The following is a 22,813-nucleotide window of genomic DNA, read 5'->3' as shown; positions in this document are numbered from 1 at the left end:
ACCTCTAACGCGCCGTCTCAGTATACCAGCGGGTCACGTCAGCCTCGACCATGTCGAGCGGGCGGGGCCCGCCGCCGAGGATGGCGGCGTGAAAGGCCTTCGCGTCGAAGCGTGGTCCGAGCACGCGCTGGGCGCGTTCCCTCAAATCCAGGATCCGCTGTCGCCCTATCCAATAGGCCGCCGCCTGGCCAGGCCAGACGCTGTAGCGGTCCACCTCGTCGGTGGCCGCTTCGCGGCTCAGCCCGGCGGTAACCTGAATATAGGCAATTGTGCGCTCGCGGGTCCATTTCTGCTGGTGGATGCCGGTATCTGCCACGACACGGGCCGCTCGCAGCAGCATCGATTGCAGATAGCCGATGCGGCCGAGTGGGTCATCCGTATACAGACCACCTTCATCGGCAAGCGTTTCTGCATACGACGCCCAACCCTCACCATAGCCCGGATTCCAGATCAGCTGCCGGGCGAGGGGCAGGGCGGCTTGTTCAGCAGCCAGCGCGCTCTCGAGGTGATGGCCGGGCAGGGTCTCATGATAGACGAGTGTCGGCAGGCTGAAGTCCGGCCAGTCCGCAAGGCGCAGCAGGTTGATTTCGAATCGGGCCGGGTTGCGGCCATCGGCGGTGCGCGATGTATAGACGGCAGAAGGGGCGGCGGCCGAGAAAGCGAACGGTATCATGCTGACGGTCACGGCGCCGGCGGGCGGAGGGCCGATCTGGGTTTGGACGAGGCCCGTGGCCTTCGTGGAGAGCTGCGTGAGCCGTTCAATCAGCGCGGCGCGGCCGAGATCTGAATCCTCGTAGAACTGTCCCGGCTGCTGGCCGAGGAAGATCAGGCGTTCGGCGATCGTGCCATCGGGCAGGCCCGCGGCGGCGAGGGCAGCGTCGAGTTCGGTGGTGAGCCGTTTCACATCGGCAAGGCCGCGTGTGTGCAGTTCGGCGGGTGTCTCGCGAGTGCCGGTATAGGCGTCGAGGATCGCGCGGTAGTAGGCGTCGCCGCCTTCCAGCTGCCAGACGCCGGGCTCTGATGGCGCGCTTTCGGCGAGCGCAGTGATGTCTTCGGCCAGGCGCGCATAGGCGGGGAGGATGTCGCCGGTGAAGATGGTCCTCAGGCGCGCGGCGCTTTGGGTGCGGGCGTCTGGCGAAAGGCCTTCGACGCCGTTGAGGAGATTATCGAAGGTCTGCACCATGAAGGACGTTTCAGGCGTCTCCAGAGCGCCGGATGCGGCGAGGGCCTGCATCCGGGCAAGGATCGGAGCGGGGGGAAGGACACCGGCGCGGGCATCGGCATCAAGCCGTCGGCGGTCATCGTCGATTGCATCGGCCAGCTGCGAGGCGCGTGACAGGAAGGCTTCGACATCGGCCGGCGTTTCCATCGGCTGCCGGCGGGCCAGTAGTTCCGGCACGTCGAGATAGGCGCCGCGCATATGGTCGGCGACGTAGGGGTAGAAACCGGAAAGGTCGCCGGCACCATGGCCGGAGACGAGGACGCGCTCAGCCGCTTCGTGGGCAGCAATGACCGTGTCGAGGTGGCGCGCCAGTGCACTGCCGGGAGCGGGGCGCGCCGTGCGCACAAGAACGTCGAGCGTTTCGAGGCGCTCGAGGCGCGCCCGCTCGAAGGCGGCTTGCGACCGGTCGGACAGGTAGCCGCCGAAGGGATATCCGGCCGCGTCGGGCAGAACACCAAGGCGCGTGGCAAGCTCGGGGTCACGCACGAGTTCGTTCTGTGCGACCGTTTTCAGGGTCTGCTCGACCTCGCGCACGATGCGCCGGGGCGTGCCTTCGGGATCTGCGCCGCCCGAGCACGCCGCGACGAGGCCGAGAACGACCGCTGCGCCCAGATGGGCAAGCAGGAGAGGGCGATAAGGCTGAAGCTGTTGCGGCATGACGGATTTTTCACGGAAAGTGCACTGTAATTGAGCCCGGTTCGGGAGTTGTGGCCAGAGTATATTTCCGGTATCGCTCCGGCCAAATCTAAGGAGTTCAGCCCTCGTGACGATGCCAAATGCAACTGGCGGCCAACCGCCGATTACCGGTCAGGTCTTGTTTTATAAGGACCCGCAGCCCCTGTCCGCCGAAAACCATGGCGGCCTGGGCGTTCGCCAGATCGCAGAGCCTTTTGCCTTCCTGCGCGCCGCCCATGCTGTGCCGGTGACGGTGACCGAATTCGGCGTCGCCGCCGCTTCCTATCCGATCATCTTTGTCGGTGACGAGCGTACGCCGGTTGCCGTAATGGGCGTGCGTCAGGGTCAGAACCTGTTCGTTGACCAGAATGGCTACGTCTTCGAAGACTACTACATTCCTGCCTTCGTGCGCCGCTATCCGTTCGTGTTTGCTGCCGACGAGTCCTCCGACCGCCTGCTGCTCTGCGTCGACCGCGCCGCGCCGATGGTGTCGAACCAGCCGGACGTTCCATTCTTCGAGAATGGCCAGCCGAGCAAGTTCACCACCGACGCTATCGAGTTCTGCAAGGAGTTCGAGCGCCAGCGCCGCGCGACCACCGATTTCGCGAAGATCGTCGCGTCGATGGACCTGTTCGAGCAGAAGACCGTGACCTTCCAGCCACGCGACCCACAGGGCCGCGAAGTCGGCCCTGTCCAGAAGGTTGCCGACTATTGGGCGATCTCCGAGGAGCGCCTGAATGCCTTGCCAGCCGAGAAATACGTTGAACTGCGCAACAATGGCGCGCTCGGAGCCTGCTATGCGCACCTCGTGTCGCTGCTCAACTGGTCGAAAGTGGTAAACCGTGCCGTCCGCACGCCGCCCCCGGGCCAGGCCGTCTCCTGACGCAGCTGACCTAGGTTAACCTAGTGGCTGATGCCCTTGAAACGGCCCTCCCGCGTGGAGGGCCGTTTTCGTTTCGAGAAAGGGTGCGGCATCACGAAGAGGCGAGCAGGGGTTTTCCCTCCGGCGCGACCGGCGCATATGGTGCCCGGACCATGTCTGGCAGGGAACCTGATCGATGATCCGCATCTACCGCGCCCTGATGGCTGCTGTGGCAGCTCTCTGCCTGCTTGCCCTGTTTGCGCCTGCTCAGGCCGACCCGTCAGCGCGGCGCGCGGAAGCGGAGCTGATTTCCGAACGCGCCAGCGTGGCCCCGGGCGAGACCATCTACATCGCGCTGAAGATGACCATGGATCCGGGCTGGCACATCTACTGGCGCAATGCGGGGGATGCCGGCCTGCCGCCGCAACTGGTGCTGAAGGATGGGACCAACCTGCCGGACGGCGCCCTTGGCGACATGCTGTGGCCACTGCCCAAACTGCTTCCCGTCGTGCCCGGCGAGATCATGGACTATGGCTATGACGACGAGGCGGTGTTTGCGCTGCCGCTGACGGTGCCACGGGACGCATCCGGCGAAGTGCGCATTGTGGCCGAGGCGGACTACCTTATCTGCGAAGCGGTCTGCATTCCTGAGAGCCAGGATGTCGCGCTCGTGCTGCCGGTTGGTGTGCCGGTCGAGAATGCAAAGTCCGGGACGCTGATCGCCCGTTGGGTTGCCAAAGTGCCGGGTCCATTTGCCGGCGAAGCGCGGATCACCGATACAGCTCAGCCTTGGACACTCAGCCTCGCACAGTCCGGGGGATTTCCCGAGGGCGCGCAGGTGCGCTTTTTCCCGTTCGAACACGAAATCAGTCATCCGGCCGACCAGCCTCAGCGCGTTGGCCCGAATGGTGTCAGCCTTTCGCTGACGCCGGACCGGGCTGGCAAGGTCGGCGAGGCGCTTGAAGGCATCATCCGCGTAGATGCGCGAGGTGCTGAACCTGCAGGCTACGAGATCCGGGCAACGCGCGGCGATGTGCTGCCCGGTACGGCCGAGACCGCTGCTTCGGCGCTCTCAGAGGCAGGCGCGGCCGGTGCTCAGGGCTGGCAAGGCTTGCTCGGCCTCGTCGGCTTCGCCTTCATTGGCGGTCTTATCCTGAATCTAATGCCGTGCGTGTTGCCGGTGCTGTCGATGAAGGCCATCGGTATGGTCTCGGCCGCGGCCAACGGACAGGCGGGTGAATTGAAGGCCCACGGGCTCTGGTATACTGGCGGTGTGCTGATCTCCTTCCTCGCGCTTGCGCTAGTGATCCTCGCGCTGCGCACGCCGACTGAGATGCTGACGCTCGGCTTCCAGATGCAACATGCGCCCACCGTCGCGATCCTGGCGCTGATCATGTTTTCCGTCGGCCTCTGGTTGATGGGCACTTTCGCCCTCGGCACGTCGGTGCAGAACCTCGGCGGCGGGCTCGCCGGACGGAGCGGCGCACTGGGTGCGTTCTTCACCGGCGTGCTGGCGGCGGTGGTAGGCGCCCCATGCGTCGGACCGTTCCTTGCGGCAGCGCTCGGCGCCGTGATGACGCAGCCCGCGCCGGCGGTGATTGCGGTGTTCCTGGCGATGGGATTGGGCATGGCGTTGCCCTTTCTGGTGCTGAGCTTCGTGCCAGGCCTGCAGCGCCTGCTGCCGAAGCCCGGCAAGTGGATGGACACGCTGAAGCAGGCTTTCGCCTTCCCTATGTTCCTGACGGCGGCCTGGCTGCTGGCGGTGCTGGCTGACCTCGCCGGGGCGGGGGCGGTTGGCTGGACGCTCGTCGGCGCGACCGCGGTCGGTTTTGCGGTCTGGGTGTCGCGCGGCGGCGGGCAGGGGCGCCGGGCGTTGGCAATTGTGGCGCTGGCGGTGGGTTTCGGATTGCCGGCGGTGCAGGCAAACGTGCCTTCGGGCCACGCGGGCGGTGAACCATCGGTGCCTTCGTATGCAGAAGCGGTGTGGAGTGTGGAGACTGTTGCGGGCTTGTTGGCCGAAGGCCGCCCGGTGTTCGTGGATTTCACGGCAAGCTGGTGCGCGAGCTGCCAGGTCAACAAGTTGACGACACTGAATACGAAGCGCGTGAAGGAGGCCTTCGCGGCCGCGGATGTCGCTTTCCTCGTGGCCGACTTCACACAGAAGGACCCGGCCATCGCGCAGGAACTGCAACGGCGTGGGCGCGCGGGCGTGCCGATGTACCTGTGGTATCCGGCCGGCGCGAGCGAGCCGGTGGTGCTGCCGGAGCTTCTCAATCAAGAACTTGTCATTGGACTTGTCGAAGGCCGCTAGGCCTTTACTCTTTTCCCCCAAACACCCTTTTAAGGAGACGACGATGCAGATCACCCGGCGCCACCTGTCCCTCGCCGCCGGCATGGCGACGGCCGTTGCGTTGTCCGCCGGTGCGCTGATTGCGTCCACAGCTCAGGCTGCACCGGTGACTGGTTCTGCCGCACCAGCCTTCTCGGGCGTCACGTCTGAGGGCGAGACGATTTCGCTGGCCGACTTTGCCGGCAAGACGGTTGTCCTCGAATGGACAAATGACGGCTGCCCCTTCGTTAAGAAGCACTATACCGCGCCGCCCTCCAACATGCAGGAGCTGCAGAAATCCGCGGCGGCGGATGACATCGTCTGGATTTCGGTGATCTCGTCTGCGGAGGGCGAGCAGGGCTACGCGGACGCGGCGCGCGCCAATCAGCTGACCGCCTCGCGCGGGGCCGCGCCGGCGCATGTCTTGCTCGACGCGGAAGGTACGATCGGCAAGCTCTACGGCGCAAAAACCACGCCCCACATGTTCATAATCGCGCCGGAAGGCGACCTCGTCTATGACGGCGCCATCGATTCCAAGGCGACGGCAAAGGTGGCCGACATTGGTGCGGCGACGAATTATGTCACCGCGGCGCTGGCTGACCTTGAGGCCGGAAAGCCGGTGGCGACGCCGGTGACCAAGCCCTATGGCTGCGCGGTGAAGTACAAGTAATCCGGAGACGGATGGACAAGAGGGGCTGGGCGCAAGCGCCCGGCCCTTTCTTTTTGGCTGGCGTTCAGCGGGCTTGCCGTAGCGGACGGGGTTGATTGGCGGGGGCGGTCCGGCGCAGACTGACACGCTAGAGACGGGGAGGCCGCATGAGCCGGGAAAGTGATCCGATTGTCCGCGACCAACCGCCGGAGATGCCGTCGGAGGGTGGGCCCTTGGCCGAATATCGCGGCGCGTTGCCGCCTGCGCCGGACTGGTTTCCGGATGCGGTGGCGACACCCTACGAAACCCACCGGATCGAGGTGCTGGGCGCTGAAGTGTCCTATCAACGCTGGGGAAAGCGCGGCGCGCCGGGATTGTTGTTCGTACACGGAAATGGTGCGCATGCGCATTGGTGGGATTTCATCGCCCCTTACTTCGCAGAGCATTACAATGTGGCGGCGTTGACCTTCTCAGGCATGGGCGAGAGCGCATGGCGCGAGACCTATGACATGGCGACCTTTTCGGCTGAGCAGGTCGCGGTGGCAGAAGATGCCGGCCTGTTTGACGGTCCGCGAAAGCCCGTGATCGTCGCGCATTCTTTCGGCGGTTTCGTGACGCTTGTGACCGGCGCCGAGCATGGCGAACGGTTCGAAGGTATGGTGATTGTCGACAGTCCGGTGAACCCGCCGGAGCGGCCGAACCAAGGCCCGTCGCGCGCAGGCCGTCCGCACAAGGTCTATGCGGATCTGGCAGCGGCGCTGTCGCGGTTCCGCCTTGCCCCGCCGCAGCTTTGCGAGAACCATTTCGCTATGGACTATATCGCGCGCTGGAGCCTGAAGCGCGCCGAGGGCGGCTGGACATGGAAGTTCGATCCGACGATCTGGACCCGGTTCGAGCCGGGCCGGGATGGCGGCGAACTCCTTAAGGCGGCGAGGTGCCGGGTGGCGATCATCCGGGGCGAAGAGAGCGCGCTGATGCCGGACGAGGTGCGTGACTACATGCGCGGACTGCTCGGCCATCAGGTGCCGTTCGTGTCGATCCCGCATGCGCGCCACCATGTGATGTTGGACCAGCCTATCGCCTTCATTTCGGCACTGCGCATGTTGCTGGCTGAATGGGACCATTCCGATCCACACCGGCGCGTGTGATCTTGCGGCCCTTTCTTGTAATCCGTCGTCAGACGATCAGATCTTCCACGAAGTTGGTCGGGCCTTCTTCGCCGGAGGGAGCAAGTTCGGCGGGGAAGTAGAACAGGAGATTGGTGCTGGGCAGTGCTGCGGCGACCTTGCCGGGTAGTGCGTCATCTCCCGGCGACCAGGACAGGCCGCCCCGGCGGATGCCGTAGATGATGACCAGATCGTCGGGCTGCTTACCCTTGGCGAGGCCGCGCGGGAGCTTGGCCCAGCTTTCGATCGTGTGGAACTTCACGTTCTCGGAAAGCTCGAAATCCCGAAAGTAGACTTGGAACGTGGCTGAGGCGCGCCGTTCTGTCAGCACATGGATCGGTGCGGCAAGCTGGCCTGCAAGGTGCCGGAGGTGGCGTATGGCTTCCAGGAATCCATCTTCGTGTGCGGCGTGCGTCGGCAGTGCCAGAACAATACGCTTGGTCGCGTGCAGAGAGCCTGGGAGGCGTCCGACAAGGAGGCTGAAATACCGGTCGCGCAGCAATTGCTGGATCAGCGAACCGAGAAGCAGCTGGTTGGTGCCGCCGCTTTCCGGCCAGCCGATCAGGAGATCGGTCGCCTCGATTTCCTGGCGCGCGGCGAGCAATCCTGTGCCGACGCTGAGGGCAGGCCGGACGCGGGACTCGGTCTTGATTTCCGCTGCAGACAGTAGCGAAGCTACGGAGGCGAGTGAGTCTTGCGCGGCGGATTCGGCAGAGGAGCTGACACTTCCGTCCGGCAGGATGCGCAGGAGGTGAACGGCCTCAGTGCTACGGGGATCGCGCAGCAGGATGGCGAGTTCAGCAAGGCGCTGGCTGACGGCGGGATTGGAGGCGCCGACGAGGATGCGCTTGGGCGGCAGGAGATCGACTTCGGTCGGCGCAATCGCTTCGGCGAGCGCCACTTCCCGACCATGGCGCTGCACCACGATGGGCGCGAGGATGCAGGACACGAAGATCATCATGATCGCGCCGTTGACGACGAATTCGTCGAACAGGCCAATCTCGAAGCCGACGATCGTCGCGGCGAGGGTGGCTGCTGCCTGAGGGACGCTGAGGCCAAAAATCAGCATGTATTCGTCGCGATTGTAACCCAGCACGCGCCCGGTGAGCCATGCAGCGAGGAATTTGCCTGTGACGACAGTGACGACCATGCTGCCCGCGACGAGCCAGGCCTCGAAGCCGCCAAGGAAGATACGCACGTCCAGCAGCATGCCGACCGAGAGAAGGAAGAACGGGACGAAGATCGCCTCGCCGGTAAACTGGATCCGGTTCATGAGCACGCCGTTGTGCGGGATCAGCCGGTTGAGAGCGAGACCGGCAAGGAAGGCACCTACAATGGGTTCCGAGCCCGCACTGTGCGCGGCAGCCGAGATGGCGAAGACCACCGCAAGCACAAAGACAAACTCAGCTACGCCGTCGCGGGCGACATAGCGGAAGAACCAGCGAGCGACGCGCGGCAGAACGAAGAGGATGGCGGCGGTGTAAATCGTCAAGCCGATAATCAGCTGGACCCAGAAGGCACCGCCCGCTTCGCCGCGCACCATGCCGGCGATGACGGCAAGCACGAGGAGGGCGAGCGTGTCGGTGATGATGGTGCCGCCAACGGCGGTGGTTACCGCAGGATTTCGGACGAGGCCAAGGCGGCTGGCTATCGGGTAGGTCAGCAACGTGTGGGATGCAAAGGTACTGGCGAGCAAGAGAGAGGCCGGCCAGTTGAAGCCGAGGATCAGGCGTGCAACCAGGATGCCGAGGGTCATGGGCACAGCGAAGGTCAGGAGACCGAAGATCAGTGTGCTGGTGCGCGAGCGCTTCAACACGGCCATGTCGACCTCGAGCGCGGCCGTGAACATGATGTAGAGTAGACCGACCGTGCCGAAGAGTACGAAGGACATGTCGCGGGCAAGGACGCCGAACCCGTTCGGGCCAAGCACGGCGCCGGCGATCAGCAGGCCGATCATGCCCGGAAGACGCCAGCGACCGAGCACAATGGGCGCAAGCAGGATCAAGCCTGACACGATGGCGAAGATCAGGACCGGGTCTGTGATCGGCAGAGTGTTTTCCATGCCGGTCTCCTTCTCTGCCGTGTTTCGGCGCCACACTGTCGTGTGCAGCACGGCGGGGGAAGTCTACAATTTGTAAGGCGGCTGGCGCGGACGACTCAGCCGGCGAAGGCTTTCTCGATGACGAACTCGGCCGGTGCGGCGTTTGAGCCTTCGGTCAGGCCCGCCTTGATCATAAGAGCTTTGGTATCCTGAATCATTTCCATCGATCCGCACATCATCGCTCTGTCCGTAGACGGATCAAGTGGCGGTACGCCAAGATCGGTGAACAGCTTTCCATTCTCGATCAGCGTGGTGATGCGGCCCATGTTAGGATAGGGCTCGCGTGTCGTCGTCGTGTAGAGCGCGAGCTTGCCGCCTACGAGTTCGCCGACGAGCGGATCGTCCTTCAGGCTGTCGATCAGGTTGCGCGAATAGGTCAGTTCGGCGACATCGCGGCAGGTGTGCGTGACGATCACCTGCTCGTAGCGCTCATAGGTGTCGGGGTCGCGCACGAGGCTGGCGAAGGGGGCAAAGCCGGTGCCGGTGGAGAACATGTAGAGGCGCTTGCCGGGAGTCAGTGCGTCGAGCACCAGCGTCCCGGTCGGCTTGCGGCCGAGGAGGACCTTGTCGCCCACCTTGATGGATTGCAGGCGCGAAGTCAGCGGGCCGTCCGGCACCTTGATCGAGTAGAATTCGAGTTCCTCGTCCCAGGACGGGGAGGCAACGGAATAGGCGCGAAGGAGCGGTTTGCCGTCTTCCTTGGGCAGGCCGATCATCACGAATTCACCGGAGCGGAAGCGGAAGCTCTGCGGCCGGGTCAGGCGGAAGCGGAAGAGGCGGTCGGTGTAGTGTTCGACGGCGAGGACGGTTTCCTCGGTCGGCCCGTTCGGGTTCACTTTCACTGCGGCCGTCTGGCCGGCGGGCGCTTCAGCGCTCATCCTCAGCCCTCCTGGGAGATGTCTCGGCCTCAATTGAGCCGGGCGCGCGCCAAAAGCAATGCGTCAGATGATAGTTTTAGTTTTACTGATAGGTCGGACGGCTCACCCAGCCGATTTCCGGATCCTCGATGCTGTATTCACCCGAGAGTTCGTAGATGTTCTCGTAGCCATATCCATAGAGGTTGATGAAGGTCGGCACGTTTAGGGCGAGCGGGGCGGATTTCAGCATCACCGGGGCGACATTATCGGTGAAGTTGTTGTTGCAGTAGATCAGGATGCGGCGCTGTTTGGAGCCGATAACTTCGGACAGCATGCCCGCTGAGAAATCCGAGAAGTTAAGGTTCACGGCGCCCGAGATATGGCCGAGGCCATAGTTACCGGCGCTGCGGGCATCGATGATGATGGTGTCCGGATCGGCCTTCATGGCGTTGAAGGTCTCAAGGTCGATCAGGCGCGTTTCGCGGTAGGCGGCAATGTCACCGCCCAGCTGCAGGAAGCCCGGATAATCGACCTGGGCGGGCTTTTCGTCGGCCTCGGCGGCGGGCGCCGTCAGGGCGAAGATGATGATGGCGGCGAGGCCGGCGAGGGCCAGGGCGGCGACAAAAGGCAGGTTCGTCTTCATGGGCTCATGGTTCATGGCCGGTCTCCTCGAGCGGCCTTCAGGTCCCCAGAGTCACCGGACTCCGTGGCCAGATTGTGCACGCTTGAGGGCGTTGCTGCGAATTCTGTGCCAGTTTGTGACGCTCTGCCGGGTCAGGTTTTCGGGAAGCGCCCCATTCGTTCCTCCCAGTGGCGCCGGCAAAGGGAGACGTAAGTTGTCTTTTCGATCGAGATCTGGTCGCCCTCGGTAAGCGCGCGCCCATCCGGACCCTGACGAATGACCATAGTGGCCTTGCGGCCGCACTCGCAGATGGTGCGCACCTCGCGCAAGGAGTCCGCGACGGCGAGCAGCGCGGCAGATCCTTCGAAGAGTTCGCCCCGGAAGTCCGTGCGCAGGCCGTAGGCGAGCACCGGCATGCCGAGGTGGTCCGCCACGCGGGCGAGCTGCCAGACTTGCTCGCGAGTCAGGAACTGTGCCTCGTCCACGAAGATGGCATCGAGCCGGCCTTCGCCCATGCGTTCCTGGATCAGGGTGAAAAGATCCGTATCCTGCGTATACAGCGTGGCCTCGGCCGAGATGCCGATGCGCGAGCTGATGTGTCCGTCATCGGCATCGCGGTAGAGCGCGGAGGTGAGCAACAGCACGTCCATGCCTCGTTCGCGGTAGTTGTACGCCGCCTGCAGCAGGATCGTCGACTTGCCGGCGTTCATTGCCGCGTAGGAGAAGTAGAGCTTGGCCATGGCGGCGTCTGCGGCCTATCAGCGGATCGGCAGCGCAACACCCTCGCGGCGGGGATCGGCTCCGCCTTCGAGGCCCTTATCGCGCACGACGATCAGATGGAGGCCCGAATTCTCGCCGGTGCGTTCCTCGACCGTATAGCCCATGTCGCGCAGCGCCTGAGCGGCCTCGGGGCCACCCTCGACGTCCACTTCAACAGCGACCTTGTCACCGCGGGCGATGACATTCGGCAACGCGGCGGCTTCCTGCGCCGTCTTTCCCCATTCGAGCACGCCAACGAGCGTTTTCGAGACATAAGCGATGATCGAGTTGCCGCCCGGCGAGCCGGTGACCATGAACAGGTCGCCGCCCTTGTCAAACACGAGGGTTGGAGACATCGACGAACGTGGACGTTTGCCGGCTGCTGGCGCGTTGGCGACGGGCTTGCCACCCTTGGTGGGCGTCAGGGCGAAGTCGGTGAGTTCGTTGTTGAGAAGGAAGCCCCCGGCCATGCGGGAGGAGCCGAACGCGGCTTCGACGGTTGCGGTCATCGCGACGGCATTGCCATCAAGGTCAATGATTGAGATGTGCGTCGTGCCGGCGCCGGGCGTGGTCGTGTCCTCGCCCCACATTTGGCGCATCGGTTCCTTGCCAAGTACGATGCCCGGGTCACCCGGATAGGATTTCGCGTCCGGCGCAAACACCTCTTTCGCGCGTGCCCTGATGTAGGCGGGATCGATCAGTTCGGCGGTCGGCACGGTGACGAAATCGGCGTCGGCGACATAGTGGTCACGGTCAGCATAGGCGAGGCGCTGGGCATCGACGAATGCCTTGAGATAGAGGCTTTCATCCGTCTCCGGTGTATCTGCCGGCTTCAGGTAGTCGTAGAGGCCCATGATCAGGTTCTGCGCGATGCCGCCAGAGCTGGGCGGTGGGGCAGAGCAGATCTTGTAGCCACTCTGAAGTTCGCCGCAGACCGGCTCGCGTACGGCAACCTTGTAATTCTGCAGGTCATCGAGCGTCATGCTGCCGCCATCCGGGCCGTCATTGGTGGCGGCAACGATTTCGGCGGCGATGCTGCCGGTGTAGAAGGCAGATGGGCCTTCTTCCGCGATTGCGGCGAGCGTGGCGGCATAAGCTGGGTTGGTGCGCACGAAGCCGGCGGCGAGAGGCTTGCCGTCCGGATAGAAATAGGCGGCGGTGACCGGGTTATCATCGAGCCGGATCGCGGCGCGAAGGCGCTCGGACGCGAGGATTTCGGCGAGTTTCGGCGAGACCTTGAAGCCGTCCTCAGCAAGGCGGATCGCCGGATCGAACAACGAGGCCCAGTCCGCCTGTCCGCCCGCTTCATGGGCGGCCTTGTACAGCGCAATCTGCCCCGGCACACCGACCGAGCGGCCGGACTGCCAGGCGGTGATGAAATCCATCGTCTTGCCGTCTTTTGCGAACAAGTCGGCGGTGGCGGCAGCCGGCGCGGTTTCACGACCGTCGAAGACGGTGATCCTGTCCGCGCCGCGGTCGTAATAGACCAGGAAGGCGCCGCCCCCGATGCCGGAGCTTTCCGGCTCGACCAGGCCGAGCACCGCATGCACGGCGATGGCCGCGTCGATGGCATTGCCGCCATTGCGCAGCACTTCGAGGCCGGCTTCCACGGCGTAGGGGTTGGCGGCAGCGACCATGCCGCCCTTTGTCCAGGAGAGGTCGCCGAGGGACTCAGGTACGCTGGCCTGAGCGTCGATGGTTGAAGCACTTGTCGCTGCCGGCTGGGGTGCGCAGGCAGCCAGGAGGAGAACGAGCGCAAGGCTGGTGAGATGGCGCATGAAAAAACCCTTTGCTTGGCGGGGCGCCCGCAGGCCCTTAAGACCGGGACAGACAAATCAGCTGACAAGGCTCTTAACATGGCAATGCCGGGATCGCGCAACCTCATTACTGACGTTCCGGGCATCCGGGTCGGGCAAGCCGAAGACGCGCGCGTGCGCAGCGGCGTAACCGTAATCCTGCCGGAGAGCTTTGCCGTTGGCGCGGTGGCTGTTGTGGGGGGAGGTCCAGGCACGCGGGAGACGGATGTGCTGAGGGGCGGGCGGCTGGTCGGCGGCGCAGATGCGATCTGCCTGTCGGGCGGCAGCGCGTTCGGCCTTGCAGCCGCAGACGGCGTGATGTCGGGTCTGAAAGCAGCCGGGCGAGGTTTTGCGCTTGTGGCGCGGCCAGGAGTGCCGCCGACGCCGATCGTGCCGGCGGCAATCCTATATGATCTCGCCAACGGCGGCGACAAGGACTGGGGCGAGGTCGCCCCCTACGCCGCGATGGGGCGCAGGGCGTTTGATGCGGCGGGCGACAGTTTCCGTCTTGGACGGGCAGGGGCGGGAGCTGGAGCCCGCGCGGGACAGTCGCCCGGCGGGACAGGATCGGCCAGTATTGTGACAGCCGATGGCCTGACGGTCGGCGCGCTGGCGGCGGTCAACAGTTTCGGATCGGTCCGGGTGCCAAACAGCGCCGCCTTCTGGGCCTGGCCTTACGAGATCGGCGGCGAGTTCGGCGGGGCGCGGCCGGATGTGACGCAAGCCTTCGATGCGGAGGATTGGGGCGCGGCCAAGGCCAATCCGGCACCGCGAGAGAACACGACCATCGCCTGTATCGCGACGGATGTTGCCCTGACGCGGGACGAAGCCGAGCGCGTCGCGCAGATGGCGCTGGCGGGCATGGCGCGGGCGATCCGGCCGGTGTTTGCACCGACGGATGGTGACGTTGTGTTCGTTATGTCCACTGAGCGCTGTCAGATCGAGGGTGCGCGCCCGCAATTGATTGCGCGGATCGGTGAGCTTGCTGCCTCCACACTCGCGCGGGCAATTGCGCGCGGAGTCTACGAAGCCGAACGTCAGGAACAACCAGCATGAACCGCCAGCTGCAGCTATCGCTCGCCGCTATGGCCAGCGCCTGCCTGCTTGCCAGCTGTATGGTGGCGGGGCGCGACGCCGATCCCGCGAAGTGGCCGGGAATGGCATCGATCCAGACAATATCCGGGAAAGACGTGTTCCATGAATGCGGCGGCATACTGATCGCTCCGGAATGGGTGTTGACGGCGGGGCACTGCGCCGAGGACATGCGGATCGAAGCCTCAGGCCGCGCCGCGCAATACGCGGGCGAGACGCGGCGGGGCGCGGTCGCGGTGGCCATCGGGCTTGGCGACCTGCGGACAATCCCGCCGGGGAGCGTGTTTCCGGTCGCCGACGTTATCCTGCACCCGAATTACCAACCGGGCGCGCCGGAGCGTGGCCATGATCTGGCGCTGCTGCGCCTAGCAGGATCCTCTGCTGCGGCGCCGATGCCGGCCGCAGGGCTCAGCGGTTCGGCGCGGGGCATCTACGATCCCTACGCCGATGTTTGGGCAGCAGGTTACGGTCAGAAAGGCGAGGGCGCACAGGGGCAGGACGGCGTGACGCGCACCGGCCGGCAGGTCGAGGCCGGCTCGCTGATCCTTCAGGAAGGTTACGTGCCGCCGCTGCCGCCAGAGGTGTGTGCAGAGCGGATTGGCGCCGGCCTCGAGCGCGAAGGGCTTGTGGACGCTATCTATTCCGGCGTGACCGTCGACGCCGCCACCCAGATCTGCGCTGGGACCGGCGGATCGGATGCCTGTCAGGGCGACAGCGGCGGACCGCTGGCGCTCCGCACGCCGGCGGGGCCGGTGCTGGTCGGGGTGGTCAGCTGGGGGCTTGGCTGCGGCCGGGCCGAAAATCCCGGAGTCTACATGCGCGTTTCGGCCTATGCGGACTGGATTGGCGGTGTCATCGATCCGCCGCCCTCACTCCCACCGGTGGGTGCCAGTGCCTTGGAAGAGGCCTCACCCGCCGATCTACCTGCCGCATTGTCGGTCGAATCCACCCCGGAAACGGCCCCTGAGACGGCCAGCAACCCCGGCTGAAGCACATGGGTTTTTGAGGCTTGCAAGGCGGGAGGCACGCCTGTATGTGTCCGCTCCTTGCAGTGGCCAAGCACCCGTAGCTCAGCTGGATAGAGCACCAGACTACGAATCTGGGGGTCAGGAGTTCGAATCTCTTCGGGTGCGCCATTTGCTGAATTCTCCGGCTCGGCATTGTGTGCCGCTGGCGACTCAGCCAGAGTATTCGTCTCGTGCGGTGGATGACTGAGATCAGTTGAAGGTTTTAGCCCCTTCTGAAACGCGCTCCTGGGATGCTGCGGGCAGAGGTGCCTCTTGTGACCAACTGTAAAGAGGAGGACGATTTGACGCCTGCATTTGGCCAGCCCGCCGATCACTCTTCGATAGAGCTGCAGACCGTGATGGGTATTGAAAAAATCCTTAAGAAGGTGCGGGCCTTCACCTGTCTTGTAATCGGCAACCGCGTCGAAGCCGACGAGATCGTCGAGGACGCACTGATCCTTTACCTCTCAACCGATCCGGACCCTCAAGAGGCCGACGGCTCGTATGCCTTTCTGATCGCTGCGGTGCGCCGGCTGCTGCGTACGACGGGTGCGCGGGCACGGCGTGGATCAGACCTCGACCAGGCTCTGGCACCTCTGTTGCAATTGCAGCTAGAGACCCGCGAGATTGCCGCGCTGCATCTCGGCGCGGGCCTGCCGGTCAGTGAGACCGCTTCGATGCTGGGTCTGACCGCCGAAGCAGTGGCCGCCGCGCTGGACGTGGTGCGCAAGGCGATCGGCCCGGATACTTACGACAAGGCTGCGGCGAGCGCCTGAGTGCCAGTCTCACCATCTGGCATTGCCCGGCCGGGATGATACCGTCAGAAGATGAGAGCCCCCCCGAGAAGAGCACTGATCTGAAACTGGAAAAGTTTGTGTATGGATCAACTCGATCTCCGCCATCCGGCCAGCCAAGCTGGATGTTTTCGATCAGGGCTTCATCGTCTTCTATGATGAGTGATGTTCACGTCTCGCGCCACCAGCTTTTGCTGCGACGACAACCACTTTCAAGAGTCTATGTCTCTACTGGATACCGGGCCGGGTTCAGTGCAGCGGCGCTAGCGCAGCTCTGGTCAGTCAGGCGCGGCGGCTCGGCGCAGGCCGGCCGCGGCAAGTTTTGTCACAGGCGCCGCAGGTTCATGATCCACGAACTGCGCGCCAATCTGATCGCCGCGCTGCCAGCGCAGCTCGCACGCTCGCTTTTGGGAAATGCCGGTATTCGGATTGAGGATGATCAGCAGGAAGGTGTGCGGTGCTGCAAAAGGTGACCCCAGTTTCAGCTTCACACCGCCTTCCGACATGTCGCGCACGGTGACGTCATAGGTTTTCAGTCCATCGAACTGTATCCGGGCGCCTTTCAGCGTGCGCTGGCGCGGGTACTTTCGCGGCGCTTCTGATCCTGGATCGGTCATCCGGTCAGCTCCCGGTGCGTCAATCAGTTCGTTTGAAAAGCCGGCGGGCGGGACACGCCCGCTAGCTTCGGAATGTTCAGATTGGTGCAGTGAGGTTAACAAAAACTATCTGCTTCCGCACCGAACAGAAAAATGAGCCAGCGCTCTGAAAAGCGCTGGCTCGGTGAGTTGATGTCAGATGGAGAAGCTCATTGGCTTCGCGGCGTCTATGCAGCAGGCCAGTGAATGGTTCCCGGGGACCGCAAAAGTCCGGATCAGTCCTTGGCGCGCTCGAGATAGCTGCCGTCTTCGGTGTTGACGACCACACGCGTGCCCACGCCGATGTGGGCCGGCACCATAATGCGGGCGCCGTTGTCGAGCTTGGCGGGCTTATAGGAGCCGGACGCCGTCTGGCCTTTGACGACCGGTTCGGTTTCCACGATTTCGGCGGTGATGCGCTGGGGCAGGGTGAGCGAAACGGCTTCACCGTTGAACATCTGCAGGATGACCGTCATGTTTTCCTGCAGGTAATGGGCACTGTCGCCCAACATTGCCGCCGGAACGATGACTTGCTCGTAGTTGGCCGTGTTCATGAAGACGTAGTTCTCGCCTTCCATGTAGAGGTAGGAATGGTCGACTTCCTCTACATAGGCGCGCTCGACCTTGTCGGACGTCTTGTACGTATTCGAGATTTTGATGCCATCCGAAATGCGGCGCATGTCGATGGTGGTGGTGGGCGTGCCTTTGCCCGGACGGAAGGATTCCGCTTTGAGGACCACATAGAGCTGGCCGTCGGTGTATTCGATGATGTTGCCTTTGCGGATGTCCGCAGCGATTTCAACGGCCATGGGGCGTTCCTGAGTTGCGAGGTCGAAAGCGCCGCTATATACCGCCTCGGCGCCGTTTGGCCAGCCGCAGATGCGGCTTTGGCCCGCTTTGATCCCGCGCAGCCGGAGCCGAATGCCCCCCGAAACCCCGTCTTGGTGGTCACCTGAGGCCCACGCCCGCAAACGCGGCTACCTTACAGCGCGCGGCGCGATCAAGGCGCAGATCCGGACCTGGTTCGAGAGCGATGGCTTCACCGAGACCGAATGCGGCCAGCTGCAGCACTCACCGGGAAATGAGGCCCATCTGCATGCCTTTTCGACTGCTTTCATGGCTGAAAACGGCGCCCTGACGCCGCTTTATCTGCATACATCGCCCGAGTTCGCGATGAAAAAGCTGCTGGCAGCAGGGGAAACGCGGATCTTTGAGTTCGCCCGCGCCTTCCGCAACCGCGAGACCGGCAGCCGCCATGCCCCGGAATTCACGATGCTGGAATGGTACCGGGCCGCGCAGGATATCGGCGCCGTGATGGCGGATGCCGAGCGGCTTGCCCAGATCGCAGCTCAGGCGGCATCGACGCGGGCTCTCGTCTGGAGGGGCCAGTCGTGCGACCCGTTTGCCGAACCGGAGTACCTGACGCTGGAGGACGCCTTTGCCGTTCATGCCGGGATTGAACTTGAACCAGTGCTGACAGACGCTGCCGGCCTCGCTGCCGCAGCGCGCAAGGCCGGTATCGAGACGCCGTCCGGCGCCAGCTGGACGGACGTGTTTTCCGCGGTGCTGGTCACCCTGATCGAGCCGAAGCTCGGCCACGGTCGGCTGACCTTCCTGCATCGCTATCCGGTCAGCGAAGCAGCGCTGTCCCGTCCGATCCCGGACGACCCGCGCTTTGCCGAACGCTTCGAGCTGTATGCCTGCGGCGTGGAGCTTGCGAACGGCTACCGGGAATTGACCGATGCAGCGCTCTTGCGCGCCCGCCAGGAAGCCGAAATGGCGCTTAAACAGAGCGTCTATGGTGAGCGCTATCCTCTGGATGAGGAGTTCATTGCGGCTGTAGAAGCGATGCCGGAGGCGAGCGGCGTTGCGCTGGGGTTTGACCGCCTGGTCATGCTGGCGACCGGTGCGCGGGAGATTTCCGATGTGCTCTGGACACCGCCTGCGCTAAAGGGGCGGTCATGACTGTTGATACCCTTCGCTCTGTCGCCGCACTCAAAGCGGCCGGGCTCGTCTCCGACACCCTCGCGCTAAAGCTCGCGGCGGTCGAGGCGGCCTACGCAATCGCGCTGCCAGAACCTTTGGCGCGGGCGATCAATCCGGCCGATCCGGGCGACGCGATCCGCCGGCAGTTTGTTCCGGCGCCGGAAGAGCTGGACATCCGTGCAGGTGAATCCGGCGATCCGATCGGCGACGCGCGACACTCACCGATGCCTGGGCTCGTGCACAGATACCCCGACCGTGTACTGATCAAGGTGACGTCGACCTGTCCGGTCTATTGCCGTTTCTGTTTCCGGCGCGAGATGGTCGGCCCGGAGAAGGGCGAGGCGCTGACCAAAGCGGACCTTGAAGCCATCTTCGACTACGTCACCGTGCACCCCGAAATCTTCGAGGTAATTCTGACCGGCGGCGACCCTCTGATGCTATCGGCTGCGAGGGCACGGGAGATTACCCTGCGCCTCGAAGGCATTGCGCATGTGAAGGTCATCCGCTGGCATACGCGTATGCCGGTCACGCGGCCAGACCGGATTACGCCTGCTTATGCCGAGGCACTTTCCAGCCGCAAGAAAGCGATATTTCTCGCCGTGCATGCCAACCATGCCAGCGAGTTCACGGCTGACGCCATCGCCGCCTGCCGTCTGCTGGCGGAGAAGGGTGCCGCGCTTGTCTCGCAATCTGTTCTGCTACGCGGTGTGAACGACACGGTCGCAGACCTATCCGATTTGATGCAGGCATTCCTTTCAGTCGGCATCAAACCCTATTATTTGCATCAGCTTGACGCCGCCCCCGGCACCGCGCATTTCCGCGTGCCGGTCGAGGAAGGACAGCGCCTTGTGCGCGCGCTCCGCGACAATCTTTCGGGTCTCGCCGTGCCGCACTATGTGCTCGACATTCCCGGCGGGGTATCAAAAGCGTCACTTGCCCTGCCGGACATCGAACGCCGCGATGATGCTTGGGCCGTGCGTGGCCGGGACGGCGGTGTTTATCCGTTTGCGGATTGAGCTGACGCCCGGCGGCCGGTGAGGATCAGTAGTGCCACGAGTCCGATGGACGTGGCCTGGCTTGAGAAAAGCTCCAGCAGCACGGCAAACAGCCAGCTTGGCAAGGACGCGCGCTGCTCGGCCTGCAGCAGGATGTTGCCCGAGCCTTGTCCCAGCAGCTCCGCATTCGCCGCTTCGATCTTGGCGATCAGGTCGTCCCGGCGTTTGGCGAGTCCGAGTTCGTTCTGCGCATCGCGGTAGGGCTTCTGCTCCGTCCGCCCGACGCGTTCGACCTCCGCAAGGTAGGATTCCAGTCCGTCCACGGATCGTGTCTCCGGCGGAATGCCGTCCAGCTGGCGGCGCCAGTCAGCAAGCTGCGATTCCAGCACGTCGCGGTTGGTTGCGGCGCTGGTCACTTCAGCTGCGGCGGTGAGATTGTTGGAGCTGATATAGATTTCGGTGCCGAGGATCGAGGCGCCCGCGCCGATCAGGGCGAACACCAGCGAGCGCAGGCTTTCCCACAGCCGCTTGTTGGCCGCGTGCCAGTAGACGAAGGTGAAGCCGCCGAAGGATACGATGGCGGCGATAATCCCTGCAGCGCCCCAGATCATGGATTCCAGCGGATCGGTGACCGTCGAGGCAAAGGCCTGATAGTTGGCAAAGCCGGATAGCCCTGCGGCCATCAGGCCGGCGATGACAAAAACGAGCGAGAGAAGGACGATGATGGTTTTCTCGCCCTGACCCTTGCGACGCGCGGCCCGCTCGGCGCGCACTGCGGCGAGCCGGATTTCGCGCTCGGCCTTTATCTCTTCCGGTTCGGGCAGTTTCTGGTCCAGACGAAGTGGCAAGACGCTTGGCGGTGTCTTCAGGACCGGATTGATCGCTCTGGTTACCTCAGAGTATTCAGCATCCAGAATAACCGGCACGTTCGAAACGTCAGATGTGTCGATCACTGCGGGCAGGTGAGTTCTTCCGGAATCTAGGCGCGGGATGAGGTCCTTCAGGAAGCCTCGTTCGCCAGATTCTCTGCATTGCCATGTGCCTTGGAGCAGGTTCAGGCTGAGCGTGTTGTCTGAAGGAACGCAATCGGTGTGCAACGGACAGGCGGTGCGGATGTCCGAGGTGTCCTGACTTACGTCCTCAGACAGCCGCAGGAGTTCGGCGACCTGCCGAATTTCCTTCAGGTGTCGTTCGTCGGTCATATGGCTCCCGGCTCCTCGTCCCGATTCCATAGCCGCCCGCCTTCGGCCCGTCACCGTCCCTGCGTCTTGCATACATTACAGTTGCAGGAGATTGGCCCTCCGGGCGCTATTTCGCCTTTGACCGCGCCGTCGCAGGCATTAATTAGGTGTTAACGCGCGGAGAGTGAGACTTATCCGCAATGGGGAGCCGCTGGACACGCTTGGCGGGGGCAAAAGGAAAGACCTGAAATGACACCGCGCTCGCTCGCGATTCCGAAGAACTGGAAAACTTTCGACATCCCGAGCTTCTTTTCCGCCTTCTTCTACCCGTTCCTGGGCATCTCCCTCTTCGTCACCATGGTACTGCTCGGGATATTCGTCAGCCAGCTCACCTTCCACTGGTGGTACGTGCCGCTCGCCGTCGGCGTCATCGCCTTCTCGGTCTTCTGGTGCAACATGGGCATCGGCCCGCTACACCGCATCCTGCAGCACCGCGCCGGCGAGCTGGCCCCGCCTGCGCAGGTTGTCGCCATGCTCAACCTGTTCTTCGCGATGCAGGGGAGGGTGCGCGACTGGGTGAACTATCACTCGCAGCACCACCGTTTTGCCGACCAGCCGGGCGACCCTCACAATCCCTTCGAATCCAAGCGTTGGGCCTGGGTGGGCTGGATCCTCTGGCGCGACCAGAAAGACGTCGAACGTCCCTGGCCGCTCTGGCTCAAGAAACATCCGATCATCGTCTGGATGGACGAACTCTACATCCAGTTCAGCATCGTCATCCATTTCGTGGTGCCCGCGATCATCTACCTGATTGTCTGGGCCTGCGGTGGCTCCCTTGTGCTCACCGCGCTGCTGCATGCCAGCGTCATCATCGGCCGCGCGATCCAGTTCCATGCCACGGTCTACGGCATCAACGTGCTCGGCCACCTGAAAACGCCCGTCTGGGCGGATCACATGATGGCGCTGCTCACCGGCGGCGAAGCCTTCCACGACCACCATCATGACCAGCCGCAAAGCGCCCTGCACCGTCCGCGCAAAGGAGTCTGGAACCGGATTGTCGACTATAACGGCACGGTTCTTCTCTTCCTCGAGAAGGTCGGTTGGGTGAAAAACCTGAAGATCGCGCCCCAGTTCGCCTAGCGCGCCTTCGCACCTGCAGCACACAATTTTGTGAAGCGTCCTCTTTAACCGGGAGGGCGCTTTCCCATTTGGGCTGTCCGGGGCGTGGGGGCGCATCACGGAGGACTACCCCATGACAGACGCACAAAAACCGGCCGCTCCCGCTGGCCCATCGCACTCCTATGTCCTCCTTGACCGAACAGGATCCATGGGCGGCATCTGGGAAGAAGCGCTGGGATCGGTGAACGCCTATGTCGAGGCTCTGGCCAAACCGGAAGCCGGCGCCCGGCCGGACGCCGGCGAGATGATCACCCTTGCCGTGTTCGACCATCACGATGGTCTGCAGTTCGACGTCATCCGCAAAGGCGTCCTGCTGGCAGACTGGCAAAAGGTGACGAATGCCGATGCCACGCCGCGTGGCATGACGCCCTTGTTCGACGCTCTTGCGCGGACGGTCGCGCTCGCCGAGGCTGACAATCCTGCCCGCGCCGTGATCGTCGTCATGACGGACGGCGCCGAGAACTCGTCGCGGGAAGTCACGCGGGACGGCGCGAAAGCGGCGCTTGACCGGGCGCGGGCGCGCGGCTGGGAAGTTGTCTTCCTTGGCGCTGACTTCGCGAAGTTCTCCGACGCTGATGCCGTCGGTGTGGCCGGATCGAAGTCGATGGCGATGGCGCCCGGCATGTTCGAAGGTTCGATGCGCAAGCTCGCGGCCAAGAACCGGGCTTACTATGCGGCGGAAGCTGCGTCCGTGGACTTCAATGATGAAGACCGCGCGGAAGCCGGCGAAAAAGAGGTCAAACGCCGTAAAGGCAGTTGATCCGTCCCCTGACGGGTGAAGTCTGAACGGTTGTTCAGTTGAGGGAAGGGCCGCCTCTCAAAAGGCGGCCCTTTTCCTTTGCTTCGGCGGAATCGCGTCACAGACGCGCCTCAATCGGGGCGCAGCTTTCCTTCACACCGATACAG

General features: G+C 63.8%; 20 protein-coding genes and 1 tRNA gene. 12 read left to right on the top strand and 9 right to left on the bottom strand.

What is annotated here, in order from left to right; genetic code table 11:
- Positions 1-4 precede the first annotated feature (4 nt).
- Complete coding sequence (locus Q0C17_RS00575; protein ID WP_291199676.1) at positions 5-1,879, bottom strand: DUF885 family protein; 1,875 nt, start codon at positions 1,877-1,879, stop codon at positions 5-7.
- Between the two features lie 112 nt (positions 1,880-1,991).
- Between Q0C17_RS00575 and Q0C17_RS00570 the strand changes: the two genes are divergently transcribed.
- The 4 genes from Q0C17_RS00570 (at position 1,992) to Q0C17_RS00555 (ending at position 6,885) form a co-directional block, all read left to right on the top strand.
- Positions 1,992-2,780, top strand: a complete 789-nt coding sequence (locus Q0C17_RS00570) for a SapC family protein (protein WP_291201112.1) — start codon at positions 1,992-1,994, stop codon at positions 2,778-2,780.
- Positions 2,781-2,955: 175 nt separating this feature from the next.
- Positions 2,956-5,070, top strand: coding sequence for a thioredoxin family protein (locus Q0C17_RS00565; RefSeq protein ID WP_291199673.1), 2,115 nt, complete (start codon positions 2,956-2,958; stop codon positions 5,068-5,070).
- Positions 5,071-5,113: 43 nt separating this feature from the next.
- Entirely contained in the window at positions 5,114-5,758 is a 645-nt protein-coding gene (locus tag Q0C17_RS00560; protein ID WP_291199670.1) for a redoxin domain-containing protein, read from the top strand.
- A gap of 146 nt (positions 5,759-5,904) precedes the next feature.
- Positions 5,905-6,885, top strand: a complete 981-nt coding sequence (locus Q0C17_RS00555) for an alpha/beta hydrolase (protein WP_291199667.1) — start codon at positions 5,905-5,907, stop codon at positions 6,883-6,885.
- A 28-nt stretch (positions 6,886-6,913) separates the two neighbouring features.
- Here Q0C17_RS00555 and Q0C17_RS00550 read toward each other — a convergent pair whose 3' ends face one another.
- The 5 genes from Q0C17_RS00550 to ggt form a co-directional block, all read right to left on the bottom strand.
- Positions 6,914-8,965 carry a cation:proton antiporter gene (locus Q0C17_RS00550; RefSeq protein WP_291199664.1) on the bottom strand — a complete coding sequence of 684 codons (2,052 nt, stop codon included), beginning with the start codon at positions 8,963-8,965 and terminating at the stop codon, positions 6,914-6,916.
- A gap of 95 nt (positions 8,966-9,060) precedes the next feature.
- On the bottom strand, positions 9,061-9,882 hold the full coding sequence (locus tag Q0C17_RS00545) for a ferredoxin--NADP reductase (protein ID WP_291199661.1): 822 nt from the start codon (positions 9,880-9,882) through the stop codon (positions 9,061-9,063).
- Positions 9,883-9,964: 82 nt separating this feature from the next.
- Positions 9,965-10,519, bottom strand: a complete 555-nt coding sequence (locus Q0C17_RS00540) for a rhodanese-like domain-containing protein (protein ID WP_291199659.1) — start codon at positions 10,517-10,519, stop codon at positions 9,965-9,967.
- 116 nt (positions 10,520-10,635) lie between these two features.
- A complete protein-coding gene (locus tag Q0C17_RS00535; RefSeq protein WP_291199657.1) occupies positions 10,636-11,223 on the bottom strand; it encodes a thymidine kinase in 588 nt (195 codons plus the stop codon).
- Between the two features lie 18 nt (positions 11,224-11,241).
- Positions 11,242-13,020, bottom strand: coding sequence for a gamma-glutamyltransferase (ggt, locus tag Q0C17_RS00530; RefSeq protein ID WP_291199654.1), 1,779 nt, complete (start codon positions 13,018-13,020; stop codon positions 11,242-11,244).
- Between the two features lie 78 nt (positions 13,021-13,098).
- On the opposite strand from ggt, the gene Q0C17_RS00525 reads away from it, so the two are divergent.
- From Q0C17_RS00525 to Q0C17_RS00510, 4 genes are all read left to right on the top strand, one after another.
- On the top strand, positions 13,099-14,094 hold the full coding sequence (locus Q0C17_RS00525) for a P1 family peptidase (protein ID WP_291199651.1): 996 nt from the start codon (positions 13,099-13,101) through the stop codon (positions 14,092-14,094).
- Positions 14,091-15,119, top strand: coding sequence for a serine protease (locus Q0C17_RS00520; protein WP_291199648.1), 1,029 nt, complete (start codon positions 14,091-14,093; stop codon positions 15,117-15,119). Before Q0C17_RS00525 ends, Q0C17_RS00520 begins: the two co-directional genes overlap by 4 nt.
- Before the next feature lie 70 nt (positions 15,120-15,189).
- Positions 15,190-15,266: transfer RNA gene (locus tag Q0C17_RS00515), tRNA-Arg, on the top strand.
- Between the two features lie 173 nt (positions 15,267-15,439).
- On the top strand, positions 15,440-15,913 hold the full coding sequence (locus Q0C17_RS00510; RefSeq protein ID WP_291199644.1) for a hypothetical protein: 474 nt from the start codon (positions 15,440-15,442) through the stop codon (positions 15,911-15,913).
- A gap of 296 nt (positions 15,914-16,209) precedes the next feature.
- On the opposite strand, the gene Q0C17_RS00505 is transcribed toward Q0C17_RS00510, so the two are convergent.
- Together Q0C17_RS00505 and efp are read right to left on the bottom strand one after the other, a co-directional pair.
- Positions 16,210-16,548, bottom strand: coding sequence for a PilZ domain-containing protein (locus Q0C17_RS00505; protein ID WP_291199642.1), 339 nt, complete (start codon positions 16,546-16,548; stop codon positions 16,210-16,212).
- Between the two features lie 254 nt (positions 16,549-16,802).
- Entirely contained in the window at positions 16,803-17,375 is a 573-nt protein-coding gene (gene efp, locus Q0C17_RS00500; RefSeq protein WP_291199639.1) for an elongation factor P, read from the bottom strand.
- Between the two features lie 112 nt (positions 17,376-17,487).
- On the opposite strand from efp, the gene epmA reads away from it, so the two are divergent.
- Positions 17,488-18,531, top strand: coding sequence for an EF-P lysine aminoacylase EpmA (gene epmA / locus Q0C17_RS00495; RefSeq protein WP_291199636.1), 1,044 nt, complete (start codon positions 17,488-17,490; stop codon positions 18,529-18,531).
- Positions 18,528-19,568 carry a lysine-2,3-aminomutase-like protein gene (locus Q0C17_RS00490; RefSeq protein ID WP_291199633.1) on the top strand — a complete coding sequence of 347 codons (1,041 nt, stop codon included), beginning with the start codon at positions 18,528-18,530 and terminating at the stop codon, positions 19,566-19,568. Before epmA ends, Q0C17_RS00490 begins: the two co-directional genes overlap by 4 nt.
- On the opposite strand, the gene Q0C17_RS00485 is transcribed toward Q0C17_RS00490, so the two are convergent.
- The gene (locus Q0C17_RS00485) at positions 19,550-20,749 is read right to left on the bottom strand and encodes a hypothetical protein (protein WP_291199630.1); all 1,200 of its coding nucleotides are present in this window, start codon (positions 20,747-20,749) and stop codon (positions 19,550-19,552) included. The two genes, Q0C17_RS00490 and Q0C17_RS00485, sit on opposite strands and share 19 nt — an antisense overlap.
- 228 nt (positions 20,750-20,977) lie before the next feature.
- On the opposite strand from Q0C17_RS00485, the gene Q0C17_RS00480 reads away from it, so the two are divergent.
- Positions 20,978-21,868, top strand: coding sequence for an acyl-CoA desaturase (locus Q0C17_RS00480; RefSeq protein WP_291199627.1), 891 nt, complete (start codon positions 20,978-20,980; stop codon positions 21,866-21,868).
- A gap of 112 nt (positions 21,869-21,980) precedes the next feature.
- Positions 21,981-22,667, top strand: a complete 687-nt coding sequence (locus tag Q0C17_RS00475) for a vWA domain-containing protein (RefSeq protein WP_291199624.1) — start codon at positions 21,981-21,983, stop codon at positions 22,665-22,667.
- Positions 22,668-22,813 lie beyond the last annotated feature (146 nt).

This window comes from Hyphomonas sp., assembly GCF_022844445.1.
Taxonomy (GTDB): Bacteria; Pseudomonadota; Alphaproteobacteria; order Caulobacterales; family Hyphomonadaceae; genus Hyphomonas.
Note: the sequence above shows the minus strand (reverse complement) of the source record. Positions and strands in the feature narration are given on the sequence as shown.

Coding starts and splice junctions, on each gene's coding strand:
- Q0C17_RS00575 (WP_291199676.1), bottom strand. CDS start 1,879: ATGCCGCAACAGCTTCAGCCTTATCGCCCTCTCCTGCTTGCCCATCTG.
- Q0C17_RS00570 (WP_291201112.1), top strand. CDS start 1,992: ATGCCAAATGCAACTGGCGGCCAACCGCCGATTACCGGTCAGGTCTTG.
- Q0C17_RS00565 (WP_291199673.1), top strand. CDS start 2,956: ATGATCCGCATCTACCGCGCCCTGATGGCTGCTGTGGCAGCTCTCTGC.
- Q0C17_RS00560 (WP_291199670.1), top strand. CDS start 5,114: ATGCAGATCACCCGGCGCCACCTGTCCCTCGCCGCCGGCATGGCGACG.
- Q0C17_RS00555 (WP_291199667.1), top strand. CDS start 5,905: ATGAGCCGGGAAAGTGATCCGATTGTCCGCGACCAACCGCCGGAGATG.
- Q0C17_RS00550 (WP_291199664.1), bottom strand. CDS start 8,965: ATGGAAAACACTCTGCCGATCACAGACCCGGTCCTGATCTTCGCCATC.
- Q0C17_RS00545 (WP_291199661.1), bottom strand. CDS start 9,882: ATGAGCGCTGAAGCGCCCGCCGGCCAGACGGCCGCAGTGAAAGTGAAC.
- Q0C17_RS00540 (WP_291199659.1), bottom strand. CDS start 10,519: ATGAACCATGAGCCCATGAAGACGAACCTGCCTTTTGTCGCCGCCCTG.
- Q0C17_RS00535 (WP_291199657.1), bottom strand. CDS start 11,223: ATGGCCAAGCTCTACTTCTCCTACGCGGCAATGAACGCCGGCAAGTCG.
- ggt (WP_291199654.1), bottom strand. CDS start 13,020: ATGCGCCATCTCACCAGCCTTGCGCTCGTTCTCCTCCTGGCTGCCTGC.
- Q0C17_RS00525 (WP_291199651.1), top strand. CDS start 13,099: ATGGCAATGCCGGGATCGCGCAACCTCATTACTGACGTTCCGGGCATC.
- Q0C17_RS00520 (WP_291199648.1), top strand. CDS start 14,091: ATGAACCGCCAGCTGCAGCTATCGCTCGCCGCTATGGCCAGCGCCTGC.
- Q0C17_RS00505 (WP_291199642.1), bottom strand. CDS start 16,548: ATGACCGATCCAGGATCAGAAGCGCCGCGAAAGTACCCGCGCCAGCGC.
- efp (WP_291199639.1), bottom strand. CDS start 17,375: ATGGCCGTTGAAATCGCTGCGGACATCCGCAAAGGCAACATCATCGAA.
- epmA (WP_291199636.1), top strand. CDS start 17,488: ATGCCCCCCGAAACCCCGTCTTGGTGGTCACCTGAGGCCCACGCCCGC.
- Q0C17_RS00490 (WP_291199633.1), top strand. CDS start 18,528: ATGACTGTTGATACCCTTCGCTCTGTCGCCGCACTCAAAGCGGCCGGG.
- Q0C17_RS00485 (WP_291199630.1), bottom strand. CDS start 20,749: ATGACCGACGAACGACACCTGAAGGAAATTCGGCAGGTCGCCGAACTC.
- Q0C17_RS00480 (WP_291199627.1), top strand. CDS start 20,978: ATGACACCGCGCTCGCTCGCGATTCCGAAGAACTGGAAAACTTTCGAC.
- Q0C17_RS00475 (WP_291199624.1), top strand. CDS start 21,981: ATGACAGACGCACAAAAACCGGCCGCTCCCGCTGGCCCATCGCACTCC.